This is a genomic window from Undibacterium sp. GW821-FHT07F11 (genome assembly GCF_059418665.1).
Map to the genome: position 1 here is coordinate 241,912 of NZ_JBWKQH010000008.1, position 25,090 is coordinate 267,001.

Consider the following 25,090-nt stretch of genomic DNA (forward strand, 5'->3'; position numbering starts at 1 on the left):
ATGACTTAAAAGCCAAGTTAAAGCAGAGAAATGTGAATGTGAGATCTTTTAAGTGCAAGAAATTTGAATATGAGAAATGTAAACTTGTGAATCAAGGACGGGAAATACGGCGTTTCAGTTTTCCGTCTTTGCTTTCAACGATATGGTCAAATTCATCGACGCTAAAACTACGGGTAATCGCCAATGAAGGACAGCACATGGCGTCGCGGGATGCCATTTCCCTGCCTTTCAGTGTCACTATGCCCTGTTTGATGCTCGCACTATTAAAATCAAAGGAGCGCCAACCACGTTCACCCAGTTTGGTGACTGCCACCAGCAGATATGGCCGGTTGCGCTTGCCCGCTACTTCGAATTGCTCAAGTTCGGTAAAAAAGGCGATAAATTCCGCATGATGGTTGCCGCCACCATATCCTTCCAGATTAAACAAGACTACGGCATCATTCTTATGATCACCGAAAAAATTCCCATAGATGATACGGGCAGGGTTTTCACTATAGGTTTCGGCAATGCCATCGCCAAACTGCTCTGTCAGCCGGGTCAATTCAAGCTGCATTGCCGCTTGTTGTAATGCAGATGCAGTAACTGCTGTGTCAGTTTGTGGCGCTGCCGCCTGAACACCCGTTGCAACTCCTGCTGCCAGAGTAAGACTACAGAGTAAGGATGACAAAAAAAACTTCATCATCAGGCTACCGTATCCGGCTTAAATTCTTGCCAGGATGGCAGACCATGCTTGCGTTTGCCGTAGGCATAATAACTGGCCAGGGCCAGACCAAACAAGATACCGGCAATCGCAGCTGAATTCAGCATGGTGGTCGCCGACATGGCTGTTTTGGACCAGACAAAAAAGTACATCAATGCGCCCCAGGCGACAGCGTAAAAAGAGCCCGCAAATAGCGCGTTTTGCCAGAATTGGGCAAAGTGTGGCGGTGGAATATCAAACCCCATGCGCCATAACAGACGTAAATAAGGTGGTGCGTAATTGCTGCGCATGATGCCAGTCTTTTCCAGCAACTTCAATGCCGCCTGGCGCTTGTGGTCGCGGCTGTTTTCACGATTGTTTGATTCAGTGGTATTCATCTGTCTGCTTATCAAGAAAAAATATTCAAATGAGAATCCGAATGCTTGAAATTGCAAATAGGCATTCAGGAAAGCGTCCTCGATAATGGATTATATGCAACTTGATCCATATTCAGCACTTTCTCTGCAGAGATAAACTGCAAAAGAAGAAATGCTTTTAAGCCCGCCATCCAGTACTTTGTTGAAAATATTGATTTACAGAAAGAAAACCCGAATTCTGCTCAGGAGAGAATAACCCAGGCTTATATCTGATGAATAAAAAGTCAATCGCAGTAAACTGGTATTAGTGCCTATGATGTAGGTAATCCTTCTTTCCTCGTTGGATTACTCTCATGACTCCCCCAAGACGAACGAGATTTTCAAGGGCGCGCAAGCGCCCTTTTTTTCAGCCTATCTTGTCAGCGCGATGAATAAATCAAGATTACTGTCACTCGATGCTTTTCGCGGCTTCACCATCGCCAGCATGTTTCTGGTGAATAATCCGGGTGACTGGGGTCATCTGTACCCGCCGTTAGAGCACGCTGCATGGTCAGGCTGGACTTTTACAGACTGTATTTTCCCTTTCTTCCTGTTCATCGTTGGCGTCTCGCTGCATATATCGCTACATCAAAAACTCATGGCTGGCCATGTCCAGGGACAGTTGTTCAGGCAAACGGCCAAGCGGGCTCTGTGGATATTCCTGATAGGCCTGATGTTGAATCTCATCCCCAGCTTTGATTTCCAAACTGTGCGCATACCTGGTGTGTTGCAACGCATCGCCCTATGTACTTTTGTGGCGGCCCCCATACTGATTTATTGCGACCGGAAATGGCAAGCGATCTGGGTTGGAATCCTCATCGCTGTATACTCCATACTTATGCTGGTCATACCTGTGCCAGATGCAGACGGAGCCTGGTTCAGGGCAGCACTGGAACCCGGGCGTGACGCCGGTGCATGGCTGGACAGACTGCTGCTCGACGGGCACTTATGGAAACGCGCAAAAACCTGGGACCCGGAGGGTGTGCTGAGCAGCCTGCCCGCGGTCTGCAGTGTGATCTTTGGCGCATGGGCTGGTCGCTGGCTCAGCGGCAGGCAGGATACCGCCACAAAAACTACCTGGTTCTTTGTCGCAGGTTTGACTTGTCTAGCAATTGGTCTGCTGCTCGATACCTTGTTCATGCCCATCAATAAAAGCCTGTGGACACCTTCTTACAGCATCTTCATGACAGGCTGGGCACTCGTCAGCTTTGCCTGTTTTTACTGGCTGCTGGATGGCAATCCCTCAGCCATGATTAAAAAATCCATGGCAAAACTCTGTCATCCTCTTGTCATGTATGGCATGAATGCCCTGTTCCTGTTCACTCTGTCTGGCCTGATTGCCAAAATGCTGGGATTTATCCATGTAGATCAGGCTGATGGCACTAAACCCAGCCTGCATGCGATTATCTATGCACCGATCAAGGCTCTGCCCATGAATGCATTGAATGCATCCTTGCTGTATGCAGTGCTGTTTAATCTGCTGATGTTGCTGATTGCCTGGGCAATGTGGAAGAAACGCTGGTTTGTCAAAGTGTAATGCAGTAGCATCTCAGGTCTTTCGCCCTTAATTGCTTTATTAGTTCTGGTTTATCCATGCTTTCGCTACAACCTTCGTCACGACCTGCTTTTACTTTGTCTAATTTGAAAATTTATCTTCAACGGTTCAAGTTACCTGCGCTGGCGGCATCTGCGTGTGCACTCATGCTTGCCTGCACTACTGCGACACCGCCAGTAAAGCCTCAGCCAGCCAAGCCAGTGGTAACAGACTTGACTATCATCCCGCAAAATGCACTGGTCAATTATCCCACGCAGGTGAAAGACGCGCCGCCCTTGCCGCGTGAATTCCGCGCTGCCTGGGTGTCGACCGTGGCCAATATAGACTGGCCTTCGCGCCGTGACCTGAACACAGAGAAACAAAAGAGTGAAGTCATCACCATACTCGACAATGCGGTGCAGTTGAAACTGAATGCCATTGTCTTGCAGGTGCGTCCGGCAGCGGATGCCATTTACCCGTCAATGATAGAACCCTGGTCAGAATTCCTGACGGGCGAGCAAGGCCGGCCCCCATCTCCCTACTATGACCCGCTGCAATTCTGGGTAGAACAGGCACATGCACGCGGTCTGGAATTGCATGCATGGTTCAACCCCTATCGTTCCCGCACTGCGCAATCCAGGATGGCGCTGGCGACCAACCACATCAGCAAACTGGCACCACAGGTAGTGAAGACTTATGGCGACCTGCAATGGATGGACCCTGGTGAACCGCTGGCGATGCAGCAAACCCTGAATGTCATCAGTGACGTGGTGCGCCGTTATGATGTCGATGGCATCCATATTGACGACTATTTCTACCCTTACCCGGTCAAGGGCAGCAATGGCGCAGAGCAGGACTTTCCTGATGACCCGTCCTGGGTTGCCTACATTCAATCCGGCGGCAAGCTGGCGCGTGCCGACTGGCGCCGTGATAATGTCAACCGCCTGGTCGAGGCCGTCAATCAGCGCGTGCACCTGGAAAAGCCCTGGGTGAAATTCGGTATCAGCCCTTTTGGCATAGGCAGGCCAGATCGTCTGCCACCCGGCATTGCCGGTTTCAGTCAATATGACAAGCTGTATGCAGATGTCGAACTGTGGCTGGCCAAAGGCTGGCTCGATTATCTGGCTCCCCAGCTCTACTGGCCCATCAATCAGGGGCCGCAGGCCTTCAAGGTTTTACATGACTACTGGCTGGCACAAAACCCCGCTGGCAAGCATATCTGGCCAGGCTTGTACACCAGTCGTATAGACAACACCGATAAATCCTGGTCTGCCGATGAAATTTTGAACCAGGTAGATGCCATGCGTGAAAAAGCTGGCAATGGTCACGTGCATTTCAGCATGGCAGCGCTGAACCAGAACCGTAAAGACATACGCAAACGCCTGGCGAGCGAGAAATACACCTCGCAGGCGCTGATCCCCGCCAGCCCATGGCTGGACAATAGCCTGCCAGCCAGCGCGGTGCTGGAAGCCAGTGCCGACAAGAAGTCATTACGCCTGCAACTCAGCTACACCAGCAATACCCGCCTGCTGGCCATCTGGAAACGCACTGACCAGCAATGGCTGTTTTCTGTGGTACCTGCCCAAAATATGAACATCGATATCACGGATGATCCTCAGCTTGGCGCTATCAGGCAGGTGACGGTATCAGCTATCAGCCGTACGGGTGTAGAGGGTTTGCGCGCCAGTTATAGCTTGCCCTGAAGTTTTCCCCGAAACAAGGCCAACATAAATCAGGTAAGCAAGTGTGGTTTTTAGATACGTATGGACAGCTTGTCCATACGTATTTTTCTTTGCTGTTTTCCCGGTTTCCTCTCTGAAATCAGCGCCTTCACTGGCTGGCAAGCCTGTGAAGACAAACCCCATATCTTTTGGTTATCGCCCGACATGATATTTTCATTTGTCACTCTTAATGGCAAAACTCTAGTCTGGCATATACAAAAAATTTATATCGAAAAAATTTATATCAATTACGGCTCAAGCCGATAGTTGAAAGTAAAACCGCTCACACATCAACGTTGTACGACCCAAGGAGAGACCAGTGAAGTTAAAGACCATAGCCAGGTGCATCGCCCTGATAGGCATTTCTGCCGGTACCAGCGGATGGGTACAGGCACAGGAACTGCCTGCTCCGCCACCGCAAAAAGTAGAAATTACCGGTAGCAGCATCAAACGCATTGCCTCCGAAGGTGCCCTGCCGATTGAAGTCATTACCCGCAAGCAGCTGGAAGCAGCTGGCATCGTCACTGCCGAGCAATTTATTGCCAATCTGAACATCAATGGCAATGGTTCTGACAATCTGGCCAGTAATGCTGACGTCACGTCTGGTGCCCAGCGCGGCAATAACGGTGCCTCCTCCGCCAACCTGCGTGGTCAGGGTGCCGACAGCACGCTGGTATTGCTGAATGGCCGCCGCGTTGCCACCCATGGCATGAAGGGCTCGGCAGTTGACCTGAATTCCATCCCCATGGCTGCGGTGGAAAGAATCGAAGTCCTGAAAGATGGTGCCTCAGCCATCTACGGTACGGATGCCATTGGTGGTGTCATCAATTTCATCCTGCGCAAGAATTACAATGGACTGGAAGCCCAGGCATTCACAGACATTTCCCAACAAGGTGGCGGCAATATCAAGCGCGTCTCTGTCGTTGGTGGTTTTGGTGACCTGGACAAAGATAGTTACAATGTCCTGCTCACTGCCACCCATAGCGAGAACGACGCCCTGCGCGGTGACCAACGCGATTTTGTGAATACCTTCCAGCCTAACCGCGGCTTGTCGGTTGATACCCGTGGCACACCGAATGCAACTGTATTTGCCACCTCGCTGGCCAATACCATACTCAGCAACAAGAGCAATAATGGCCCGGTCTTCCCTGGTACTACACAGGTCATGAACGCCATCAATGTGCTGAACCTGCCGGGCGGTGCTGGTTGTAGCGCCGTTGATGGCATGGCGGCTTATGATGCCAAATTGTGGGACGTAGCATCTTCCAAATATGCCTGCGCCTGGGATACTGGCCGCGCTGCTGTGCTGCAGCAGCCCGTCAAGAACGACAACTTTGTCGCGCGCGGCACTTTCAGGATAGGTACACATCAATTGTTTGCCGAGGCTGTCGGCTCCCAGGTTGAAGTGTCCAAGCGCTTTTCGCCTAACCAGGTTTCTCCTGGCACCAACTTCCCTGCTTCTTCATTTTATCCAAGCACAGGTTCTGCCTACAACGATGTATTCAATGCCATCGTTGCAGTATTTCCCAGCATAGAAGCCAATCGCGGTGCGCCTATCGCCTACCGCTGGCGTTGTATGGAATGCGGTAACCGTGAAATTACCACCAAGACAGAAGCAGGCCGCCTGCAATTGGGTGCCGATGGTCAGATAGGCAAATGGGATTACCGCGTCGGCCTGTCACGTGCCTATAGTGAGTCCCAATCCAAACTGGGTACCGGTTATAACTACACGGTCGCCCTGGCGAATGCGCTGGGTACGGGCATCATCAATCCTTTCCTGAAGCCTGGTGAAAAACAGTCACAAGCTGCGCTTGACCTGATCAACAGCACCTCCGCAGCAGGCGTCACATTGTATGGTGGCAAAACCACGTTGACACAGGCAGATGCTGCCCTGTCCGGTGAAATCTGGCAATTGCCTGCCGGTGCTGTCATGGCAGCTGTTGGCATGGATGTGCGCAAGGAAGAATATACTTTCAACGGCGATGCAAGGGCATCCAGCGTGCGCCCTGCCATCCTGAATGCGCCTTTTGATGACAGCAATGCACTGCCTAAAGTCAGTCGCGATATACGTGCGGTGTATGCGGAGGTACTGGTACCGGTGTTCAAGTCACTGGAAGTCACAGTTGCCGGTCGCCAGGATCATTATTCAGGCTTTGGCAATACCTTCAATCCAAAACTGAGCTTCCGTTATACACCAACAGATACGCTGCTGTTCCGTGGTTCATACAACACCGGCTTCCGTGCCCCTTCGTTCAATCAATTGTTTAACGGCATTACCGATTCACCTTATGCTGGTAAAGACCTGGCCGATCCAGCCACCTGCCCGACTTTGAAGGTCGATAGCAGCAAACCTGGTTGCGCAGCCATCACACCAAACATCCTGACTGGCGGTAAAACCACGCTGGGTCCTGAAAAAGCCAAGCAAGGAACAGTAGGTGTGGTCTGGGCACCGAGCAGTAACTTCAGTGCCAACGCAGACATCTGGGAAATCCGTAAGGAAAATTCCATCATGTCCATAGACCTGACTACGATGCTGCAAAATTATGAGCTGTTCAAAGACCAGTTCTTGCGTGACAGTACAGGCGCATTGATTTTCGTTGATCAACGCTGGGTCAATGCCGGTTCGAGTATTACCCGGGGTGTGGAACTTGGTGCAAAAGCGAATGGTGCAATCCTGAATGGCAAATGGGCTGCCGGTCTGGATGGCTCTTATCTGCTGGAGAAAAAATCCCGCCCCATGGCGAACGCACCTTATGGTGAGAGCGAAGTTGGCCGCTTCACCTTCACCGGCGATCTGGGCCTGAGGTGGAAGCATACTGCCTATGTCAACTACACCCAGGGCGACTGGACAGGCACCTTCACGCAGATTTACCGTGCTGGCTACAAGGACCAGGTCTTGCCTGGCGTACAGAGTGGCCTGGTCATGCCATCCAACTACAATCCCAATGTCAAAGCCTATATCATCTACAACATGAGCGTGACTTATAGCGGCATCAAAAACCTGACACTGACTGCTGGTTTGAAAAACATCTTCAATACCGATCCGCCATTTGCCATCACTTATGACAGCAACACCGGTGCAGGCAGTTCCTGGGAACCACGCGTAGCTGATCCACGCGGACGTGCATTTACTTTGCTGGCGAATTACAAGTTCAAGTAAAACGCACAAGTAAAAAGCTACAACAAAAATCCCTTGGCATCCATCAATGCCAAGGGATTTTTTTATGCTCTACAACTAAAGCATCTATCGATTAGCTTGCAGCAGGATTCATGAGCTTACCCATAAAGATGATGAGGCCAGTCTGCCTGTCCCTGATCATGAACAGAAAAGGACGATCCAGCGTCAACTTCAACGGTTGAGTCACATTAATGCTTGTGACACCGATCAATACACCCGTAGCAGCGGCAGCTTCTGTGCCCTTCTCATCAACATTGATGAAGGCCTTGTGGACGACACCAGAAATCGACAATTCGCGGTTACCGCTTATACCGGAAAAATCTGCCTTGCTTGCATCAAAGGCAGCACCCATGCCCAGAGTGCTCAGACTGGAATTCATCGCCGGGCTGGCACTGAAGTTAAACTTGGGCATGCTCAGGGCAATGTAATTGTCTTTCAAGCCTGTCGTAATGTCGCTGATAGTAGTGCTGCTCAGGCTCTGGAAAAAACTATCAAACTTGCCGGCATCAGGCACAACAAGCAACATGGCGAGTTTGTTATCGATGTAAGGCAGCTCCACCGCCTGATAACCCTTGCCCTGCACATAAGGGAAATTGCTGGTCAGATTCATGAAAGGCAGATTTTTCACGCTGCCTTTACGGTCAGTGAAATCCTGGTTCCTCGTCGCTTCTTTGGTAAATGGCTGTGCCCAGTCTGACTTGAACCAGATCGCATTTGTCAGTACCACGCGAGTCATTGGTGAGACTCCACCGGCAGGTATCAGGTCCTTGATTTTTTGCTGGGTCTGGTCAGCTACCCAGTTATTAATCGTCAGGCGTGAAGGTTCAGCAGCGTTGACGAAGTCCTGCAAATTCACAGCAGCGCCAAAATTCACACTGAGTGCATCAAGGTAACTGCTTTGCAAGCTATAACCCTGCTGTGCCCACAGGGCATTCGCGATATTCAGGTTGGGTAATTGGGCGTTCGGTTTGGCTGCCGTCGAGGTTTTATCTGCCAGCAGTAAATCGAGACGATTCAGGGCGGGTTGCAAACGGCTTTGCGGCAACTGGAAAGCCAGCGCCTTTTCCATACCGCTGAGGGTATCACCCTTGGCACCTGCCGCCGCCATCTCCAGTGCCAGTGTCAGGCTATATGGCGAATAGACGAGGTTACTGTCGCCCTGAGCATCCAGCAAAGGCAAGATTTTGAGAGCAAATTCGGTATTTCCGCCCACTGCTGCGGCCAGATCAGCATCACTGGTCTGCGGGGCAACATTGCGTGTTAACGAGGATTTGACTGTACTGACAGCCTGGGGCTTGCTGGTATCGGAAGCAGTGGCTGTAGCAGCGATACCTGCCCCGCCGCAGGCAGAAACCAGGGCGAGCAGCAAGCTTGAGCATAGGAGTGTAGGGCGCATATTGAGCTTTCAATTGAGCTGTCAGAATAGAAACACTTGGCCATAATACGCCTGCCACTCTATTGAATCAGTTCAAAAATGTACTCAAATTGTCATTAAATTGTAAATCCTGAAAGATATTTTCAATTAAATAATCAGGATGCTGTCATATCCACGGGCTTTTCAACTACATCGACTACCGCCCCTACACCTACCCGCTCAAACAACTCTGCAATATCGACAGAACGCATACGTATGCAGCCATAGCTTGCAGGCGTACCCAGCAGGCTTTCCTGTGGCGTACCGTGGATGTAGATAAAACGCGGATAAGCATTGCGGTTGCGCACTTCGGTACCCCGCAACCACAGGATGCGTGTCACCACGGGGTCACGCCCAGGCGCGTCTGCAGCCACGATTTCGCCTGTTGGCATGCGGTCTTTGAAGACTGAGCCCAAGGGTACGCCAGCACCGATTTTCTCGGCGATCTGCATGCGGCCTCCAGGCGTCATATAACTGTCAGGCATATCACCTATGCCACGTTTGGCGGTAGAAATGGCATAGGCCGCTACTTGCTTACCGTCTTCCAGCAACACCATTTTTTGCTCTGGGACTGAAATGATTAATTGATGGCGGGTATCGCCACCTTGCAGCCAGCCCCACTGACAAGCCGCTAGCAGCAGGCTGATAGCCAGTATCCCTATCAGATGACGACGAATTTGCATGTTTTACCTATGCTTTGATGACAGCTCAGCATAAGCTGATCAAAGGGTATCTGCAAATAATTCCTGCAGCCGCATGCATTACCTGAAGTTATGGGCCGGGTATCAGCTTTCATTTGTGCTCTGCCTGCAGAGGACATAAGGTAATGAGAGAAAAGGAATCAAGCCATGCTGAATACAGAAGCACCAAGCATTAACCACACCGGACTGGATTTATACCCGACCACGCAACTGGTTGATGCCTTCATTGATGATCAGTTCAATGCCATACGTGCCGTCAGCCTGGCTGCGGCACAGATCGCAGCGGCTGTGGATGCCGCCGCACCGCGCATACTGGCAGGTGGCCGTCTGGTGTATGTGGGGGCAGGTACCTCTGGCCGCCTGGGTGTGCTGGATGGTGTCGAATTATTGCCGACCTTCTCATGGCCAAATGAGCGCGCCCTGTCCTTGCTGGCAGGTGGCAAGCAGGCCATGTTTGTGGCTGTTGAAGGCGCGGAAGATGATGCTGACCAAGGCGCAAAAGAAATTCAGGAACTGGCTTTGACCGCCAATGATGTGGTGATGCTGATTGCCGCATCCGGCGCTACCCCCTATGTGCTGGGTGCCTTGCAGGCAGCGCGTCAGGCGGGTGCCCTGACCATAGGCTTTGCCAATAATCCTGGCGCACCTGTGACTTTGCAGGCAGAGATAGGCATCACGCTGGATACTGGCAGCGAAGTGATTTCAGGCAGTACCCGCCTGAAAGCAGGCACCTCACAAAAAGTCGCCCTGAACAGCTTTTCCAGCGCCCTGATGGTCAGGCTGCACAAGGTCTATGGCAACCTCATGGTGGATGTCAAACCGACCAATGTCAAACTGCTGCGACGCACCGTTGCCCTGACCATGCACGCAACCGGGCGGGATGAAGTACATTGCCGCCGCATACTGGAAGAATGCGACTTCCACGTCAAGACTGCCATACTGGCTATCCTGAGCAACATCAGCGTGACAGCCGCACATGCCAAATTGCTGGCCTGCGGTGACAACTTGCGTCTTGCCCTGCAAAGCAGACCATAAAGCCACAAGCCGCAGACGCGGCAATAAGCGCGACAACATCCCTTGTCAGGCGTTACAATCAAGCTCGATTTTTTGCTGAATGGACTTTCACCATGCGTTTGCGTCATATCGAAGTTTTTCATGCCATCATGCAGGCAGGCACGATCAGTGGTGCTGCACAATTGTTGAATATTTCACAGCCAGCCGCCACCAAGGTCTTGCAGCATTGTGAAATACAGCTGGGCCTGAAACTGTTCGAGCGCATCAAGGGCAAGCTGCACCCCACGCCAGAAGCGCACAAGCTGTTTGCTGAAGTCGATAAACTCAACCGCGATTTGCAATCAGTACGCAGGCTGGCCAGCAACTTGAAAAATCACCCTGACGAGGCCGTCAGACTGGCATCGACACCGACCTTGTCGATTACCGTAGTCCCCACTGCGCTGGCTGCCTGGCGCAAGAAATTTGGCAATGTGCATTGCACACTGGCGACCCATCACACCAGCGAGATTGTCAATGCCCTGTTGCTGGGCGACGTGGATTTTGCGCTGTCCCTGTACGACCCCTGTCACCCAAATATCGCGTCTGAACCCTTGATACGCGGCAGCATGACTGCCATCGCGCCGCTGGGTAGCTGGGCAAAGAACCTGGACAATACTGCCCTGCCCGTTGCCGACCTGCCCAAGAACCTGATTGCGCTGGATCTCGATGACCATCTCGTCAGCCGCGTCATGGATGCCTGTGAAGAACAAGGTTTGAGCTTTACTTCTTACACCGTGGTGCAGACCTACTTGCTGGCCAGGACACTGGTGGAGCTGGGTGCAGGCGCAGCCGTCATCGACCCCTTTACTGCCGCCACATCTGACCATAGCAAAGTGCAATGTCGCCCGCTGTCACCAAATGTTCCTGTGGATTTGTATCTGCTGACGGTAAAATCAACGCCACTGTCACGCTCTGCGCGCGCTTTCGTCGAATGCATCAAGGAAGCTGGGGCTGAGTTTATTGCCCGTACCAGCTAAAACAGAGTGTAAAGCGATGTCTGTATCTGCTCTTCCCAAATACTAAGACTGGAATAGATACCAGGATTTTTTTCCGGGTCAGCCGCAACACCGCCTATGACATAGATAATGCCATTACGTGCTGCCGGATCAAACAGGAAGGCCGATTGCAAACCATAAGCAAACCCCAGATGACCAACCGGCTTGAAGGCAGGTCTAGCCTGTACCAGCCTGTCCCCATAATGCGCAGCGCTGGTGTCAGTAAAACGCTGGAAACCCAGCCCCCAGGACAGAAACAGGCCACGGTAATCATCACCATTGTGACTACTTGCATCGTAACGCCATTGCTCTGCAGTCAAAGCCTTGACGCTGGCAGGTTTTAGCAAACGCACTCCATCAAGCTCACCTTGGTTCATGAGCATCAGCATGATGCGGCTCAAACCCTGCACGCTGATGCGCAAGCCACCTTGCGGGCTGGACAAAGCCGCATTCGTGCCTGGCCGGTAGTTTTGCAGCTGCCTTTTAAGCAGAGGCTTATTACGGAAATCGTCTGTCTGCGCCACCCACGGGCCTTGCGCATTCCACACTTCATTAGCCTGCTTGCGGTACAAGACAGCCAGCCGCGAAAAGGCATCCGTCGATAAGAGTTCAAGGTGATACGCGCCTTCTATCTGCAAGGGTTGCAAAACCAGATTTTGCATGAGCACATCAAAGCGCTGGCCGCTGACGGCTTCCATGACGGTGCCCAGCACACCCCAGTTCAAATTCACATAATGAAAATAAAGACCAGGAGCAAAGTTCTCTCCCGGTTTGGCTGTCGCCGGATCAGCCCATTGCAAACCTTGCGCATAATTCTTGCCACCAGGCTGCAGGAAACTCTGCATAGTAACATCTGCCGAAAAGTTATCGCCACCGTCATCCCGCAGGGATGATGTGTGACCCAGCAGCATGCGGGTAGTAATGACTACATCCGGATAGTGCGGGTTCCTGAGCTTGAAACCCAGGTAGTTGCTAATATCTGTATCCAGGTCAAGTTTGCCCTGTTCTACCAGACACATGGCACCTATGGCGGCAACCATCTTGGACACCGAAGCAACGCGAAACAGGGTCTGGCTGTCAGCAGGCAGACTATTGGCGGGATTTTTCTGGTCGATATAAGCTTTACCAAACTGCTGCTGGTAAACGACTTTACCAGCCTTGATTGCCAGTACAGACAGGCTGGAAAGCGCTGTATCAGACTGCGCGACAATTGCAGTCAATTGTTGGCTTATCTGCTGCATCACCTGCTTTTGCTGTTCGAGTTCTGGATTGACTTGTGCCATGACCTGACTTGCCAGTAAGGACATGAGTACGAACAGGCAGCGGGCAGGATAAGACTGCATCCTTAGTCAATACGCAGATAGGTTTCACGCACGACCACCGGGTCACCACAATTGAAATGCCACCATTCGCTATTGATGCCCCTGAATCCACCATGTGCCATTGCCGCCCGCAATATACCGCGCTGGTCTAGCTGGTGCTGGGTGAGCTGACCTTCGGCCAGCATTCTTTGTTCCAGCGCCGGATGTGATTTTTCTTCGAGTGCATCAAAGCCGCTGCCCATATCCAGTTCCTTGCCATCAGCATCAATGAGAGTCACATCCACCGCCATGCCAAAGGAATGGATGGAGCCCCGTGCCGGGTCGGCCACGTACATGCGCAAGGGTGTACCATCCAGGTGTTGCCACAGCATTTCCTGCACACGGTGCGGGCGCAGGGCGTCCAGTACCAGTATGCGCAAGTCAGGGTGATGTTCGTGCAACCAGTTGACCGCAGCCTGCAGGGCGGCTATCGCTTCACGGTGCAACCAGCTACAGTCCAGATCACCATATAACTCACGACCGACAAAATTGTCGGCACCGACATAACGTAAATCGATAACTATGCCGCTGACGGTATCGAGCCGGCAAAAATCAGGATGATCAGCAATCAATTCACAACGCACACATTCTCCACACAACAGAGTTTTTCATAATTGCAGCATAGGGTGAGTCACCTGCACCTGCCAATGAAAACTTACCGATGACATATAACCAGATGGAATGATCAAGCTTTGAACTTCCAACAGGCAATCAATGCAATTTATTTTAATACTTTATTACGGGCAGCAACATCAACATCGACATAGCGCCAGCTTGTGAAATCCACTGGATGTCTATAGTAGTTTTGCAACCAGGGCTGAGATAAATCTGCCGTCACCGGATGTATACGCGGCACCCAGGGGCTGTAGCCGTGCATGAGCTGGGCCATTTGCCGGTAAATAGCCGTTCTCTCCGGGCTGTCGCTCAGGCGCATGGCTTCTTCATACAGTTTGTTAAAGGCTGGCAGGTTGAAGCGCGAGTAATTGGCACGGCCAGCATTGGGACCATACAGGAGCTGGTAAAAATTCTCGGCATCGGGGAAGTCGGCTATCCAGTTGGCCTCAGTCATCTGTACCTTGCCAAGGCGGGCTGCACGCAAGACTTCTGAATGTTTGTCGGTTTTGAAGCTGACATGGATGCCAATCGCATCCAAATTCTTGCGCCACACTTCATCGCGCAAGCGACCGGTAGTACTGGCCAGACTATGCATTTGCAGATGCAGGGGCTGACCGTCAGGCAGCTTGCGGTAACCATCTGCGGCACGTTTATAAGCAAACTTGTCGAGCAAGGCATTGGCCAGCTTCACATCATATTGCACCGGGGTTTTATAGTTGGCGTCGTAGCCAAGTACATTGGGCGGCAGAGGCGATTGCGCCTGTATCGCCAGACCTTTTTCCATCAGAGCGATGTCTTCCTTGCTGTCATAACTGAGGGCAATGGCACGGCGCAAGGCGATTTTCTCTGGCGTATAACCACCTATCACCGGATCTTCCATATTCATCCACATGTAATAAGTCTGCAGTGGGGTGAACAGCGACAGGCGCACGCCCTGTTGCTGCAATGCTGGCTTGAGCTTGCCGTCATCAAGCACCATATTCGACAGTGGTGGCGGCACTTGTTCAAGATAATCGAATTCATGGTTCAAGAAACCCAGCACACGCGACTGCTGCTCTTCCATGATCTTGATTTCTACCTTGCTGACACGTGGCAAAGTCTGCCCCGCCAGGCTGGCAGCAATTTTCCTGGTATTGTCATCAGCACCTTGGTCATTGAACACGACTTTGCGGTACTGCGGATTCGCCAGTAACTCTATGCGAAAACTGCGCTGCCACTGGCCTAGTATGAAAGGGCCAGTACCTATAGGGTGATTGCCAACCTGGTTGCCATAAGCCTCAACCACTTCCCTGGCCACTGCACCAGTAGCGGTAGTTGCGAGGATGAACAGGAAATTACTGTCTGGCGCATTCAATCGTACGCGCAGCGTGTATTTATCCACCGCTTGCAAACCGGGTATGCTGGTTTGCAAATTGAAGCCCTGGCTTTTGCCATCTTTGGCTGGCTTAAGTTTTTCATCGCCAAGCAACTTTCCTTCAAACATGAACAACCAGGGCGACTTGACAGCAGGATCATAGATGCGCTTGATGCTGTAGATATAATCTTCCGCAGTCAATTCCCTGGGCTTGCCCTTGAATGCAGGGTCAGGTGTAAACATGATCCCAGGTTGCAGATGCAGGACATAGGTTTTGCCCTGATCCAGGATTTCCGGCATGCTTTTCAGAGTATTGGGTTTGAGTTTGACAGGCCGCGCCAGGTAGTCATAGCGCAGCATGGGTTCAAAAATATTTTCGTTGATACTGACCGAAGGTACGTCCGATGCTACTGCCGGGTCGAGACTGCTCTCTGGCGTGGTCACCAGCACACGCAAGACTTTTTCAGTGCTGACTGCGGCATGTGCAGATGTCACGCTGATCAGGACAGACACACTCAGCAATGCCAAAAATAAGAAACGCAAACTCATGCTTTGGCCTTTGCAAATTCGGCCAGACGAGGGTTAGGCTTGGTCAGGTAAAACCACTCTTCCCCGGCACTGGCACCTGCATCAGGGAAGATGATACGACCATCCTGATCTGCCCTGACTTCAGTGCCATCAGCGCGCATGCCTATCAGCTCGCCCTGTTTCAATTCATCAAAGCTGCGCCATTCGCGCACGAAACTATCGCCATCATGCAGTTTATCGATGACATCATAGATGCGCAGGGCTTCCATCTGTGCCACAGGTTCTGGCACTGCACCGGCAATCACACCCAGATGACGCAGGCTGTTGACGATGGCGGCATAAGCCACCGCTGGCGCTTGCGGGTCAAGATGCTGGCCGCATTCTAGCGTCATGGCATAACCGCCGACTGAGCGCATGTATTCTGTCGTACCGACGCCAAACTGTGTATTTGCATTTGCGATGGCTTTGGCATCCGCATCATGGGCCAGCCGCACCTGGCGTCGTTGTACGCCACGGGCATAAGTACTGAGCCAGCCATCGACTAGTCTGTGCACACCGAGGCGCATGGCCATCGCTAGTTCCTGCTGTTCATGACTGAATGATTCTATGGGACCACGGTTATTTTCTGGTCCTATCAGGACAAAAGGTTCTCCCTGGCTACGGAAAGAATGCAGGTCCAGCAAGACATCATGCTGAGCCATCAGAGGGCATAACCAGTTTGCCACATGATCTTCAAATTCCTGCACATCTGCTGTCGGTATCAGGCGACGGTTCAAGTTGCGTTCGCCTTCCCTTTGTCCCATTTTGTAAGCCAGCGGATTGCATACCGGCACCAGCGTCAAACGGCCAGCCAGCAATTGCAGGCTGCCATCTTCCAGTTCAGCAATGACGCGGCGTATGGCCTGGGTGCCACAGGTTTCATTGCCATGCACGGCACCGGTGATAATGACACTGCTGCCAGGTTGTGGTGAGCTGTAGCTGTTGCTTTGAAAGTGATAAGGATAAGTAGTTCTGTTCATATTTTATTCAGCCTCTATTCAGCTTTTTTGCCAAAAGCCGGGTCCACTTTAATGAGGGCGGTGACGATAAAGGTAGGCACGGCAGCGATACATATCCAGACAAAGAAATGGGCATAGCCCAGATACTCTTGCAAGCGGCCACTGAACATGCCGGGCAACATCATGCTCAGCGCCATGAAGCCTGTGCAAATCGCATAATGTGCCGTCTTGTGTTCGCCATCGGCAATCATGATCATGTACAGCACATAAGCCGTAAAGCCAAAGCCATAACCCATTTGCTCTATGGCGACAGCAGCGCCGATCAGATAAATATTTTGTGGCTGCACAAAGGCCAGGTACACATACACCAGATGCGGTACATTGATCGCCAGTGCCATGGGCCAGAGCATACGCTTCAAACCAAAACGAGAGATCAGCGCGCCCCCTGCCAGACCACCTATGGTCAGAGCAATCATGCCCATGGTGCCATATACGATACCAACTGCCTGTGTAGAAAGGCCTAGCCCCCCCTTATCCACACTGTCGAGCAAAAACGGTGGTGCCATCTTCACCAGTTGCGCTTCACCAAAGCGATACAGCAAGAGAAAGGCAATGGTCAGCAAGATGTTTTTCTTTTTGATGAACTTGCCAAAGATCGTGAAGAAAGTCGCCACCACCTGATTTGGGTCACCATGCGCCGTATCACTGGCAGGGCGTGGCAAAGCCCATTTATGGTAAACCGCGAGACTGATGAACTTCATCGCTAGTACACTAAAAACTACAACCCAGGCAAACCTGACATCACCCGTCAGATCACGCAGCGAACCTGCCATATACACCAGAGCCCCCTGCCCATACAGCATGGCCATGCGAAAAAACATGCTGCGCACACCAACAAAAGCAGCCTGCTGATGCTGTTCCAGCCCCAACATGTAAAATCCGTCAGAACTGATGTCGTGGGTAGCAGCACTGAATGCTAATAACCAGAAGACCAGCAGCGTAGCCTGGAAAAAACCCGGCATGGGGATAGTTAAGGCCACCAGGCCAAAGAGTGCGCCAATCACCAGTTCCAGCGTAACAATCCAGAAACGCTTGGTCTTGAACATGTCCACGAAAGGAGACCAGAAAGGCTTGATCACAAACGGCAGGTATAGCCAGCTTGTATATAAGGCAATGTCTGAATTGGAAATATCCAGGTTTTTGTACATAATGACGGAAAGTGTCATTACCACGACGTATGGAATGCCCTGGCTGAAATACAATGACGGTATCCAGCGCCAGACCCCGCCCGCCGGAACCTCAGGATTGTTGACTGCAGTGACTGTCTCGCTTGTCATCTTGATCTTTTTCTTAAGTGGTAGGGTTCATCTTCCCAGTAAAATACCGGGATTGCGATTGAAATTTTGCTGCTGCTTCATAGCAAAAAGTTATAAGCCGGATGCATCTTTTCATTCGCTGCCAGTGCCAGAAGCGCCCTATGATAAACGAACAACTGCCAGTTATTGCGATTCAGCTCCACGATGTTTCATCAAATTCCCCAGAAATCAGCACACCAGCCTACATTTATGCCATCTGACCAGCAAACGCCCTTGCCACTGCAAACCACCGACATTGCGCTGGGTATAGATGCAGGCGGCACGCAAACCCGCTGGGCATTGGCGACTAAAGATGAACAAATCCTTGCCAGCGGCACTGCTGCCGGTCTGACTGCCTTGCAAACCGATAACGCTGAAGGTACGCAAGCCGTACACCAGGTATTTGCCAGTCTGGCCGCCGCCACGCGCAGCCATGGCAAGGTAAGCAGCATACGTGCAGGCATTACCGGTTTTGGTGGTGATGCCCATACCCTGCCAGATATGCTGGCCGACTGCTTTGATCTGGAAAAAGAACAAATCTCAGTCAGCAATGATATAGAAATTGCCTACCTCGATATTTTCAAACCAGGTACGGGTTACCTGATTTATGCCGGTACCGGCTCCATCGCTGCCTACATAGATGCAAATGGTGAGTTTCACCGCGCCGGTGGTCGTGGTTATTTGCTGGATGATGCCGGTGGTGGTTTCTGGATTGCGCGTGAAGCCATGCGCAAACTATGGCGCGCCGAAGATGAACATCCCGATCACTGGAAAAATTCAGAAATGGCGAAGCGCCTGTTCAAGCTCATCGGCGGCAATGACTGGAACATATCACGTGACTTTATCTACCACCGCAGCCGTGGCGACATAGGCAAGCTGGCTATGGCCGTTGCTGCCGCTGCCGATAGCGACCCGGTCGCCATGGCCATATTACAAAGCGCAGGCAAGGAACTGGCACGTCTGGGCATGGCCATGTGCACCCGTTTTGGCAATAAGCCCATTGCACTCAGCGGCAGGGTACAAGAACTGCATCCCGCCATAGTAGAATCCCTGCGCCTGCATCTGTCGCCAGAAATCAGTCTGCGCCAGAGTACTTGCGAAGCCCATTTTTCCGCAGCACGACTCGCTGCCCGACAACTCAAAAAACTATCATGAATAAAGTCAGTCTATATAGCTTATTTGCTGCTGCCAGCATCTTCATCAGCGGCTGTGCCACGGTCGGCCCCATGGGCAGACTCGATACCAGCATTTCTGCCAAGAGCCAGGAAGAACGCGTGCAATTCATCGTCCTGCATTACACCGCACTGGATCAGCCCACTTCATTGCGGGTACTCAGCCAGCAGGCCGTCAGCGCAAATTATCTCGTCGGTGATGAAGACCCCATCAAGGTCTGGCAACTGGTGCCAGAAAATCACATGGCTTATCATGCCGGTCTCAGTGAATGGAAAGGCTATAGCCGTCTGAATGCCAGTTCCATAGGCATAGAAATCGTCAATCTCGGTTTCAAGGATACGCCGGAAGGCCGCATTTATTTCCCCTTCCCACAAGCCCAGATAGACCGTGTGATTGCCCTGGTCAAGGACATCTCCCTGCGTTACCAGATACGCCCTGAATATATACTTGGTCATTCCGATATCGCCCCCATGCGCAAATCTGACCCCGGCCCAATGTTCCCGTGGAAGCAACTGGCCGATGCCGGCCTGATCCCCTGGCCCAAGGCAGATGAAGTCGCGCAACGCATGACAGCTTATGAATTGCAATTACCAGAGATCAAATGGTTCCAGCAAAAACTCGCACAATATGGTTACGGCATTCCGCAAACCGGCCTGCTTGATGAAGCCACCCGCAGCGTGCTGATCGCCTTCCAGACCAAGTACCGGCCAACAAAATTTGACGGCATGCCAGATGCAGAAACCGCCGCCATGCTGGATACCCTGATCGCCAACCTGAAAGCAAAATAAACATGGCAGTTGGTCACGCTGAAAACTTCACCATTCCGCCGCAATTGCTGGAACAGCGTGGCCTGTTGCTACAGCAAGAAGCCGCAGAACTGGTACTGGCAGAAACCGGAGAAGATGGCAGGCAATATCTGCTGACACCTGCCACCAAGCTAGCGTGGCAAGCCATGAAGAAAGCTGCCAGCCAGGACGGCATAGCACTATTGATGATTTCTGCCTTCCGCAGCATCGCCAGACAAACCGAGATTATCAGCGACAAACTGGCTGAGGGCCAGCAACTGGAAGACATCCTGCTGGTCTGCGCCCCACCCGGCTACAGCGAACACCACACCGGCCGCGCCATCGATATTGCCACGCCAGAAGACCCGGAGCTGGAAATTTCTTTCGACACCACGACGGCCTTTGCGTGGTTGCAAAATAATGCCGGGCGCTTTGGTTTCCATATGTCTTACCCGCCGGGAAATAGCAGCGGGTTTCAATATGAGCCTTGGCACTGGTGCTTTCAGCCAGGATGAAAGAGACTCACTCGCAATGAACCTTGCCCTAATTGAAGAAAAATTATTCGTCGTCAGCGAACAGCTTGGTGTTGCAGTCTATGACTTCGATTTTGATTTGCATTTTTCATGCAAGCATCCTTATCTAATTGAAGGACAGCACCCTTGCATCATGCGGGTAGGTGCAATCGCTAATTACGTACAAGAGTATGAAGAAAAACTGGAGATGGGTTTGCAGCTCGTCAACGCGCCAGACCAACACATATTGGCAAGCGAGCTGGAAGCCTGGTATCCATTGATAAGTGAACTCACACCACGTACTGTAGTTTATGAAACCTTACCGACAGTGCAAGAAATTGAATCCAACTTTGACTGGCCAGTTTTTCTGAAAGGTTCCAGACAAACCAGCAAACACAATCCCGATCTCGCCGTCATACAAAACCGTGTTCACTATGAAAGAGCAATTCATCTTTATCAAAACGATGCGATATTGCACTGGCAAAAACCCGTCATACGTGAGTTTATTTCTCTCGCAAAAGTAGATGACACAGTTCCTGGTAAAGTGCAGGTGTCCATTGAGTACCGTTCATTCTGGTGGCATGGCGTCTGCGTGGGTTGGGGACGCTATTGGTATCAGGTGCAGCCATATGATAGTCCTGATGCAGATATTGGACTTGCCATTGCAGCCAAGGCTGCCGCCAGACTGGCTGTTCCATTTTTAGTCATAGACTTTGCAAAAACAGCAAATGGTCACTGGATCATCATTGAATGCAACGACGCACAAGAATCCGGTTATGTTGGAATACAGTCTCTGCAATTATGGCAGAGACTGTTGGCACAAATACCTTCACCTTCAAGCACTTAGCTTTTTCCCATATCAATCCAACGTCTGCCTATACCTCTTCAAAGCCACAAACCCCGCCAACAGTAAAAATACCAGCATGGGCCATAGCTCAGGCATGAGCTGGCCTGCGGTATTTCCCTTTAATAAAATACCCCGCACGATGCGCAGGAAATGCGTCAAGGGCAGAGCTTCACCTATGACTTGCGCCCATTCTGGCATGGCGCGGAAAGGGAACATGAAGCCGGACAGGAGCATGGATGGCAGGAAGAAAAAGAAAGTCATCTGCATGGCTTGCAACTGGTTTTTGGCTATCGTGGAAAAAGTGAAGCCGACCGCAAGATTGGCCAGGATGAAGACGCCTATCATGCTCATCAGCAGGCTGAAGCTGCCCATCATCGGTACTTCAAATAACAGGAAGGCAGCACTGATGATGACGCCCAGTTGTATATAGCCCATCAGCACATAGGGCAGAATTTTACCTACCATGACTTCTGCCGGACGTACTGGGGTTGCCAGCAGGTTTTCCATGGTGCCGCGCTCGCGTTCGCGTGTCATGGCCAGTGAAGTCAGCATGACCATGGTCATCGTGAGTATGGTGCCTATCAGGCCGGGGACGATGTTATAGCGTGACAGGCCTTCAGGGTTATAGCGGCGGTGTACACGCACTTCATAAGCGGGCGTGCCGGTTTGCAGGTATTGCAAAGGGCCTTTCAAGTCATGATGCAAGGCCTGGGTGGCGATGGCATTCAGTGCAGCAATTGCATTGCCCGATGCGGATGGATCGGTCGCATCGACAGATATCAGCAAAGCCGGTTTCTCACCACGCACCATTTGTTGAGTGAATTGTGGCGGTATCACCAGCATGAATTGTATTTTTCCGTTTTCCAGCAAGCGTTCTGCCTCTTGCTCACTCTGCCCTACCGAATCGATACGGAAGTAACCAGTGTTTTGCATGGCAACGACAAAGCTGCGCGCCATGGGGCTGTTGTCGGTACTGACTACGGCAGTTGGCAAACCCTTGGGGTCGGTATTGATGGCATAGCCAAACAGGATGAGCTGCAAAATGGGGATGCCGACCGCCATGGCAAAGGTCAGGCGGTCACGCATCATTTGCTGGAATTCCTTGATGAAGATGGCAAACATGCGGGCCAGCGAAAATTTTTTCATGCTGCTGCCTTTTGCTGTTTTTGTCGCAGGTCATCCTTGGAAAAATTATCAGGTGCACTAGCGATCAGGCTGATGAAGACATCTTCCAGATTGGCGGCACTGGGCGTGATTTGGATATTGGCCTGATGCCTGATAGTGTCCAGGGCCTGCAAGACCAGTGCCTCATCCAGCCCCGCCACATGAACAGCATTGCCGAAAGCAGCAACACTTAATACACCAGGTGCTGATTTCAATGGTTCCAGCAAGGCACCCAGTTGTTCACCTTGCAGTGTCCAGACCTTGAGTTTGGAGTCACGAATAATCTCGGCCTCGGTGCCACGTGCCAGTATTTTGCCGTAGGCGATATAGCAGAGTTCATGGCACCGCTCTGCTTCGTCCATATAGTGGGTGGACACCAGCACGGTGATACCCTGGTCCGCCAGCAAATGGATCTGGTCCCAAAAATCACGGCGGGCCTTGGGATCCACGCCAGCCGTGGGTTCATCCAGTAACAGCAAGCGCGGTTCATGGATGAGGCAGGCGGCCAGAGCCAGCCTCTGCTTCCAGCCTCCGGACAATGACCCTGCCAGTTGATGCTGGCGGGCTGTCAGGCCCAACCTTTCCAGCGACTGGTCAACTGCATTTTTTCTCGATGGCAGTTCAAACAGGCGTGCCACGAAATCCAGGTTCTGGCGTATCGACAAATCATCGTACAGTCCAAATTTTTGTGTCATATAACCTACCTGACGCTTGATCTGCTCTGCCTGTTTGATGATATCCAGACCCAGGCAGAAACCAGTTCCTGCATCAGGCGTCAACAAGCCACACAGCATGCGTATGGTCGTGGTCTTGCCACTGCCGTTAGGCCCGAGGAAACCACAGATGCGGCCTTTGGCGACTTGCAGTTCGACCTTGTCAACCACGGCGCGGCCACCATAGGATTTACTCAAGCCATGCACATTGATGGCGAGATTATTCGTATCGACGCCGGTATTCAGTGCGGTAGTCAGTGCGGCATTCACTGTGCTTTTCCTGTAGTTGCTACAGCCAGCAGTGATACATCCAGAGGCTGTCCGGGATGCAGCAAAAGTTTGCCAGGCTGGTCAGGTTTGGCCTCGACCATGAACACCAGTTTGGCTCTTTGCGCATTTGAATAAATCACGGGCGGTGTGTATTCAGCCTGACTGGCGATACGGGAAATGTGCGCGGGGATAGTTGTTGCGCAGCCATCGCAATGCAGGCTGACAGCCTGGCCAACAGCGATCTTGCCCAGCTCGCCTTCCGGCACAAAGAACCTGGCTTTGCGGTTTTCTGGCGGCAGCAGGGACAATACCGGTTGACCCGGCTGCACATATTCCCCCTGGCGGAAAAATACTTCTGCCACCAGCGCATTTGCAGGTGCGTTTTGTGATTTTTGTCCTGAGCGCCAGGTGGTCTGGCGCAAGGCTTCTTTGGCCGCGTCAGCACCAGCCTGGGCGGCAGCGCGTTCATCTACGCGCGCTGGCAGTTTTGCGACACTCAATGCGGCGCTCAGTTCTGCTACGCGGGCTTCCGCGAGTTTGACATTGGTTTGTGCATCGTCCATACGGGATTTGGACACAAAGCCCTGCCCCACCAGTTGCTGCTGGCGTGCCAGCTCCTGCCTTGCCAGTGCTGCCTGCGCCTGTGCGCTGATCAGTTGTGCCTGGCTGACGGCAATCTCTTCATTGCGTCTGCCTTTTTCTGTATTACTGGCTTGTGCCCTGGCGCTCATGAGGCGGGCATTGGCTTCATCATGGGCAGCATTTTCAGCTTCGGCATCAAGGGCAAACAACAGGCTATCCTTGGTCACTTGTTGCCCTGCCTGCACCTTGATGCTGTCAAGCTTGCCACCCAATGGTGCAGAGATATAGACGTATTCCCCTTCTGCATAACCTGACCAGTTGGTCGATGTTTTTTCATTACAGGCAGTCAGCATGGCAAACATGGCGAGAGCCGAGATAAATGTCATCGCGGGTTTGAATTTTTTATGCACGTTGTAACTCCTCATTCGTTGCAGCCAGCGCATACAGGGCGCGGTTGACGCGGTCGGCAATGGCTGCATCGCTTAATACCTGGCTCAGAGGTTCTTGCAGCATCGCTGGCACAAAGCCCATCTCCAATGCACGCGGGACGATGACCATGGGGGCAGCAACACTACCCATCAAAAACGACAGGGCATGGGCAGGCTGCACCAGGGCTATCTCGCCAGCCTGCATGGCCTGCATCAGCAAACCTGTGATCAGCAAGACATGGCGGGCGCCATTCTTTTCAAGAAACTGTCTGGCGACTTTTTCGCCCAGGGCCGCGTCTGCCCAGACCCGCCCTATCCAGCTGCCATGCTCACGCAATAAACGCCCCAACAGACAGAGCGCTTCGCGCAGTCGCTGCACAGGTGAGCCTTCATGATTAACTTCAGCCTGCAGTTGTGCAAATACTTCCTCATACATGGTTTGCAGCAATTGGGTCAGGAAATTGTCCTTGTTTTTAAAGTGATAATGGAACATGCCCACATTGACTTGCGCATGCTCAGCCAGCATGCGCAAGGACAATCCGCCGCAACCATGCTGGGCAAACAGGGCGCGGCCACTCTGCAATAAAACTTCATCTAATTGTTGGGATGGACGGGCCATTTCTTCTCACTTCAATAATTACTATACACTTGACTAATAATTGAAGTTTGCGAGCTTTTCCTGACCCTGTCAAGAATTTATTTGCCTGGTTCATC

23 protein-coding genes are annotated in these 25,090 nt (G+C 51.9%); 9 read left to right on the forward strand and 14 right to left on the reverse strand.

Annotated features, from left to right (window positions below; all coding sequences use genetic code 11):
- Positions 1 to 91: 91 nt before the first annotated feature.
- Complete coding sequence (locus tag AC07OI_RS20665; RefSeq protein WP_492706483.1) at positions 92 to 682, reverse strand: hypothetical protein; 591 nt, start codon at positions 680 to 682, stop codon at positions 92 to 94.
- A complete protein-coding gene (locus AC07OI_RS20670; RefSeq protein WP_492706482.1) occupies positions 682 to 1,077 on the reverse strand; it encodes a DUF6404 family protein in 396 nt (131 codons plus the stop codon). The genes AC07OI_RS20665 and AC07OI_RS20670 overlap by 1 nt, the downstream gene beginning before the upstream one ends.
- Before the next feature lie 406 nt (positions 1,078 to 1,483).
- Between AC07OI_RS20670 and AC07OI_RS20675 the strand changes: the two genes are divergently transcribed.
- Complete coding sequence (locus AC07OI_RS20675) at positions 1,484 to 2,632, forward strand: acyltransferase family protein (RefSeq protein ID WP_492706480.1); 1,149 nt, start codon at positions 1,484 to 1,486, stop codon at positions 2,630 to 2,632.
- A 164-nt stretch (positions 2,633 to 2,796) separates the two neighbouring features.
- Positions 2,797 to 4,332, forward strand: a complete 1,536-nt coding sequence (locus AC07OI_RS20680) for a glycoside hydrolase family 10-like protein (RefSeq protein WP_495258561.1) — start codon at positions 2,797 to 2,799, stop codon at positions 4,330 to 4,332.
- 50 nt (positions 4,333 to 4,382) lie between these two features.
- On the opposite strand, the gene AC07OI_RS20685 is transcribed toward AC07OI_RS20680, so the two are convergent.
- Positions 4,383 to 4,517, reverse strand: a complete 135-nt coding sequence (locus AC07OI_RS20685; protein WP_492706477.1) for a hypothetical protein — start codon at positions 4,515 to 4,517, stop codon at positions 4,383 to 4,385.
- Between the two features lie 152 nt (positions 4,518 to 4,669).
- Between AC07OI_RS20685 and AC07OI_RS20690 the strand changes: the two genes are divergently transcribed.
- The gene (locus tag AC07OI_RS20690; protein WP_492706475.1) at positions 4,670 to 7,510 is read left to right on the forward strand and encodes a TonB-dependent receptor domain-containing protein; all 2,841 of its coding nucleotides are present in this window, start codon (positions 4,670 to 4,672) and stop codon (positions 7,508 to 7,510) included.
- 91 nt (positions 7,511 to 7,601) lie between these two features.
- On the opposite strand, the gene AC07OI_RS20695 is transcribed toward AC07OI_RS20690, so the two are convergent.
- On the reverse strand, positions 7,602 to 8,924 hold the full coding sequence (locus tag AC07OI_RS20695) for a serpin family protein (protein WP_495258562.1): 1,323 nt from the start codon (positions 8,922 to 8,924) through the stop codon (positions 7,602 to 7,604).
- Positions 8,925 to 9,058: 134 nt separating this feature from the next.
- Positions 9,059 to 9,625: a L,D-transpeptidase family protein gene (locus AC07OI_RS20700; protein WP_492706471.1), complete on the reverse strand. Its 567-nt coding sequence runs from the start codon at positions 9,623 to 9,625 to the stop codon at positions 9,059 to 9,061.
- Positions 9,626 to 9,790: 165 nt separating this feature from the next.
- On the opposite strand from AC07OI_RS20700, the gene AC07OI_RS20705 reads away from it, so the two are divergent.
- Together AC07OI_RS20705 and AC07OI_RS20710 are read left to right on the forward strand one after the other, a co-directional pair.
- The gene (locus tag AC07OI_RS20705; protein ID WP_492706469.1) at positions 9,791 to 10,678 is read left to right on the forward strand and encodes an N-acetylmuramic acid 6-phosphate etherase; all 888 of its coding nucleotides are present in this window, start codon (positions 9,791 to 9,793) and stop codon (positions 10,676 to 10,678) included.
- A gap of 92 nt (positions 10,679 to 10,770) precedes the next feature.
- Positions 10,771 to 11,673, forward strand: a complete 903-nt coding sequence (locus AC07OI_RS20710; protein ID WP_492706468.1) for a LysR family transcriptional regulator — start codon at positions 10,771 to 10,773, stop codon at positions 11,671 to 11,673.
- Here the strand turns inward: AC07OI_RS20710 and AC07OI_RS20715 are convergent.
- From AC07OI_RS20715 to AC07OI_RS20735, 5 genes are all read right to left on the reverse strand, one after another.
- Entirely contained in the window at positions 11,670 to 13,034 is a 1,365-nt protein-coding gene (locus tag AC07OI_RS20715; RefSeq protein WP_495258563.1) for a serine hydrolase domain-containing protein, read from the reverse strand. The two genes, AC07OI_RS20710 and AC07OI_RS20715, sit on opposite strands and share 4 nt — an antisense overlap.
- Positions 13,035 to 13,036: 2 nt before the next feature.
- Positions 13,037 to 13,636, reverse strand: a complete 600-nt coding sequence (locus AC07OI_RS20720) for a M15 family metallopeptidase (protein WP_492706466.1) — start codon at positions 13,634 to 13,636, stop codon at positions 13,037 to 13,039.
- Between the two features lie 137 nt (positions 13,637 to 13,773).
- Positions 13,774 to 15,570, reverse strand: coding sequence for an ABC transporter substrate-binding protein (locus tag AC07OI_RS20725; protein ID WP_495258564.1), 1,797 nt, complete (start codon positions 15,568 to 15,570; stop codon positions 13,774 to 13,776).
- Positions 15,567 to 16,568, reverse strand: coding sequence for a M14 family metallopeptidase (locus tag AC07OI_RS20730; RefSeq protein WP_495258565.1), 1,002 nt, complete (start codon positions 16,566 to 16,568; stop codon positions 15,567 to 15,569). The genes AC07OI_RS20725 and AC07OI_RS20730 overlap by 4 nt, the downstream gene beginning before the upstream one ends.
- A 14-nt stretch (positions 16,569 to 16,582) precedes the next feature.
- Positions 16,583 to 17,884: an MFS transporter gene (locus AC07OI_RS20735; protein WP_492706462.1), complete on the reverse strand. Its 1,302-nt coding sequence runs from the start codon at positions 17,882 to 17,884 to the stop codon at positions 16,583 to 16,585.
- A gap of 228 nt (positions 17,885 to 18,112) precedes the next feature.
- On the opposite strand from AC07OI_RS20735, the gene AC07OI_RS20740 reads away from it, so the two are divergent.
- From AC07OI_RS20740 to AC07OI_RS20755, 4 genes are read left to right on the forward strand one after another with little or no spacing between them, the layout of a single operon-like run.
- Positions 18,113 to 19,057: an N-acetylglucosamine kinase gene (locus AC07OI_RS20740; RefSeq protein ID WP_495258566.1), complete on the forward strand. Its 945-nt coding sequence runs from the start codon at positions 18,113 to 18,115 to the stop codon at positions 19,055 to 19,057.
- Positions 19,054 to 19,863: an N-acetylmuramoyl-L-alanine amidase gene (locus AC07OI_RS20745; RefSeq protein WP_492706458.1), complete on the forward strand. Its 810-nt coding sequence runs from the start codon at positions 19,054 to 19,056 to the stop codon at positions 19,861 to 19,863. Before AC07OI_RS20740 ends, AC07OI_RS20745 begins: the two co-directional genes overlap by 4 nt.
- A 2-nt stretch (positions 19,864 to 19,865) precedes the next feature.
- Positions 19,866 to 20,375 carry a M15 family metallopeptidase gene (locus AC07OI_RS20750; protein WP_495258567.1) on the forward strand — a complete coding sequence of 170 codons (510 nt, stop codon included), beginning with the start codon at positions 19,866 to 19,868 and terminating at the stop codon, positions 20,373 to 20,375.
- Positions 20,263 to 21,219 carry an ATP-grasp domain-containing protein gene (locus AC07OI_RS20755; protein ID WP_495258568.1) on the forward strand — a complete coding sequence of 319 codons (957 nt, stop codon included), beginning with the start codon at positions 20,263 to 20,265 and terminating at the stop codon, positions 21,217 to 21,219. Before AC07OI_RS20750 ends, AC07OI_RS20755 begins: the two co-directional genes overlap by 113 nt.
- Before the next feature lie 12 nt (positions 21,220 to 21,231).
- Here the strand turns inward: AC07OI_RS20755 and AC07OI_RS20760 are convergent, their stop codons facing one another.
- Genes AC07OI_RS20760 through AC07OI_RS20775 form a run of 4 tightly spaced genes read right to left on the reverse strand, consistent with a single transcriptional unit; the run spans position 21,232 to position 24,995 of the window.
- Positions 21,232 to 22,365 carry an ABC transporter permease gene (locus AC07OI_RS20760; protein WP_495258569.1) on the reverse strand — a complete coding sequence of 378 codons (1,134 nt, stop codon included), beginning with the start codon at positions 22,363 to 22,365 and terminating at the stop codon, positions 21,232 to 21,234.
- Positions 22,362 to 23,366 carry an ABC transporter ATP-binding protein gene (locus AC07OI_RS20765; protein WP_495258570.1) on the reverse strand — a complete coding sequence of 335 codons (1,005 nt, stop codon included), beginning with the start codon at positions 23,364 to 23,366 and terminating at the stop codon, positions 22,362 to 22,364. Before AC07OI_RS20765 ends, AC07OI_RS20760 begins: the two co-directional genes overlap by 4 nt.
- The gene (locus AC07OI_RS20770; RefSeq protein ID WP_495258571.1) at positions 23,363 to 24,358 is read right to left on the reverse strand and encodes an HlyD family secretion protein; all 996 of its coding nucleotides are present in this window, start codon (positions 24,356 to 24,358) and stop codon (positions 23,363 to 23,365) included. The genes AC07OI_RS20765 and AC07OI_RS20770 overlap by 4 nt, the downstream gene beginning before the upstream one ends.
- A complete protein-coding gene (locus AC07OI_RS20775; protein ID WP_495258572.1) occupies positions 24,351 to 24,995 on the reverse strand; it encodes a TetR/AcrR family transcriptional regulator in 645 nt (214 codons plus the stop codon). The genes AC07OI_RS20770 and AC07OI_RS20775 overlap by 8 nt, the downstream gene beginning before the upstream one ends.
- Between the last annotated feature and the right edge of the window lie 95 nt (positions 24,996 to 25,090).

Coding starts and splice junctions, on each gene's coding strand:
- AC07OI_RS20665 (WP_492706483.1), bottom strand. CDS start 682: ATGATGAAGTTTTTTTTGTCATCCTTACTCTGTAGTCTTACTCTGGCA.
- AC07OI_RS20745 (WP_492706458.1), top strand. CDS start 19,054: ATGAATAAAGTCAGTCTATATAGCTTATTTGCTGCTGCCAGCATCTTC.
- AC07OI_RS20710 (WP_492706468.1), top strand. CDS start 10,771: ATGCGTTTGCGTCATATCGAAGTTTTTCATGCCATCATGCAGGCAGGC.
- AC07OI_RS20750 (WP_495258567.1), top strand. CDS start 19,866: ATGGCAGTTGGTCACGCTGAAAACTTCACCATTCCGCCGCAATTGCTG.
- AC07OI_RS20685 (WP_492706477.1), bottom strand. CDS start 4,517: ATGTCGGGCGATAACCAAAAGATATGGGGTTTGTCTTCACAGGCTTGC.
- AC07OI_RS20695 (WP_495258562.1), bottom strand. CDS start 8,924: ATGCGCCCTACACTCCTATGCTCAAGCTTGCTGCTCGCCCTGGTTTCT.
- AC07OI_RS20700 (WP_492706471.1), bottom strand. CDS start 9,625: ATGCAAATTCGTCGTCATCTGATAGGGATACTGGCTATCAGCCTGCTG.
- AC07OI_RS20680 (WP_495258561.1), top strand. CDS start 2,797: ATGCTTGCCTGCACTACTGCGACACCGCCAGTAAAGCCTCAGCCAGCC.
- AC07OI_RS20670 (WP_492706482.1), bottom strand. CDS start 1,077: ATGAATACCACTGAATCAAACAATCGTGAAAACAGCCGCGACCACAAG.
- AC07OI_RS20760 (WP_495258569.1), bottom strand. CDS start 22,365: ATGAAAAAATTTTCGCTGGCCCGCATGTTTGCCATCTTCATCAAGGAA.
- AC07OI_RS20705 (WP_492706469.1), top strand. CDS start 9,791: ATGCTGAATACAGAAGCACCAAGCATTAACCACACCGGACTGGATTTA.
- AC07OI_RS20740 (WP_495258566.1), top strand. CDS start 18,113: ATGCCATCTGACCAGCAAACGCCCTTGCCACTGCAAACCACCGACATT.
- AC07OI_RS20725 (WP_495258564.1), bottom strand. CDS start 15,570: ATGAGTTTGCGTTTCTTATTTTTGGCATTGCTGAGTGTGTCTGTCCTG.
- AC07OI_RS20735 (WP_492706462.1), bottom strand. CDS start 17,884: ATGACAAGCGAGACAGTCACTGCAGTCAACAATCCTGAGGTTCCGGCG.
- AC07OI_RS20715 (WP_495258563.1), bottom strand. CDS start 13,034: ATGCAGTCTTATCCTGCCCGCTGCCTGTTCGTACTCATGTCCTTACTG.
- AC07OI_RS20675 (WP_492706480.1), top strand. CDS start 1,484: ATGAATAAATCAAGATTACTGTCACTCGATGCTTTTCGCGGCTTCACC.
- AC07OI_RS20775 (WP_495258572.1), bottom strand. CDS start 24,995: ATGGCCCGTCCATCCCAACAATTAGATGAAGTTTTATTGCAGAGTGGC.
- AC07OI_RS20730 (WP_495258565.1), bottom strand. CDS start 16,568: ATGAACAGAACTACTTATCCTTATCACTTTCAAAGCAACAGCTACAGC.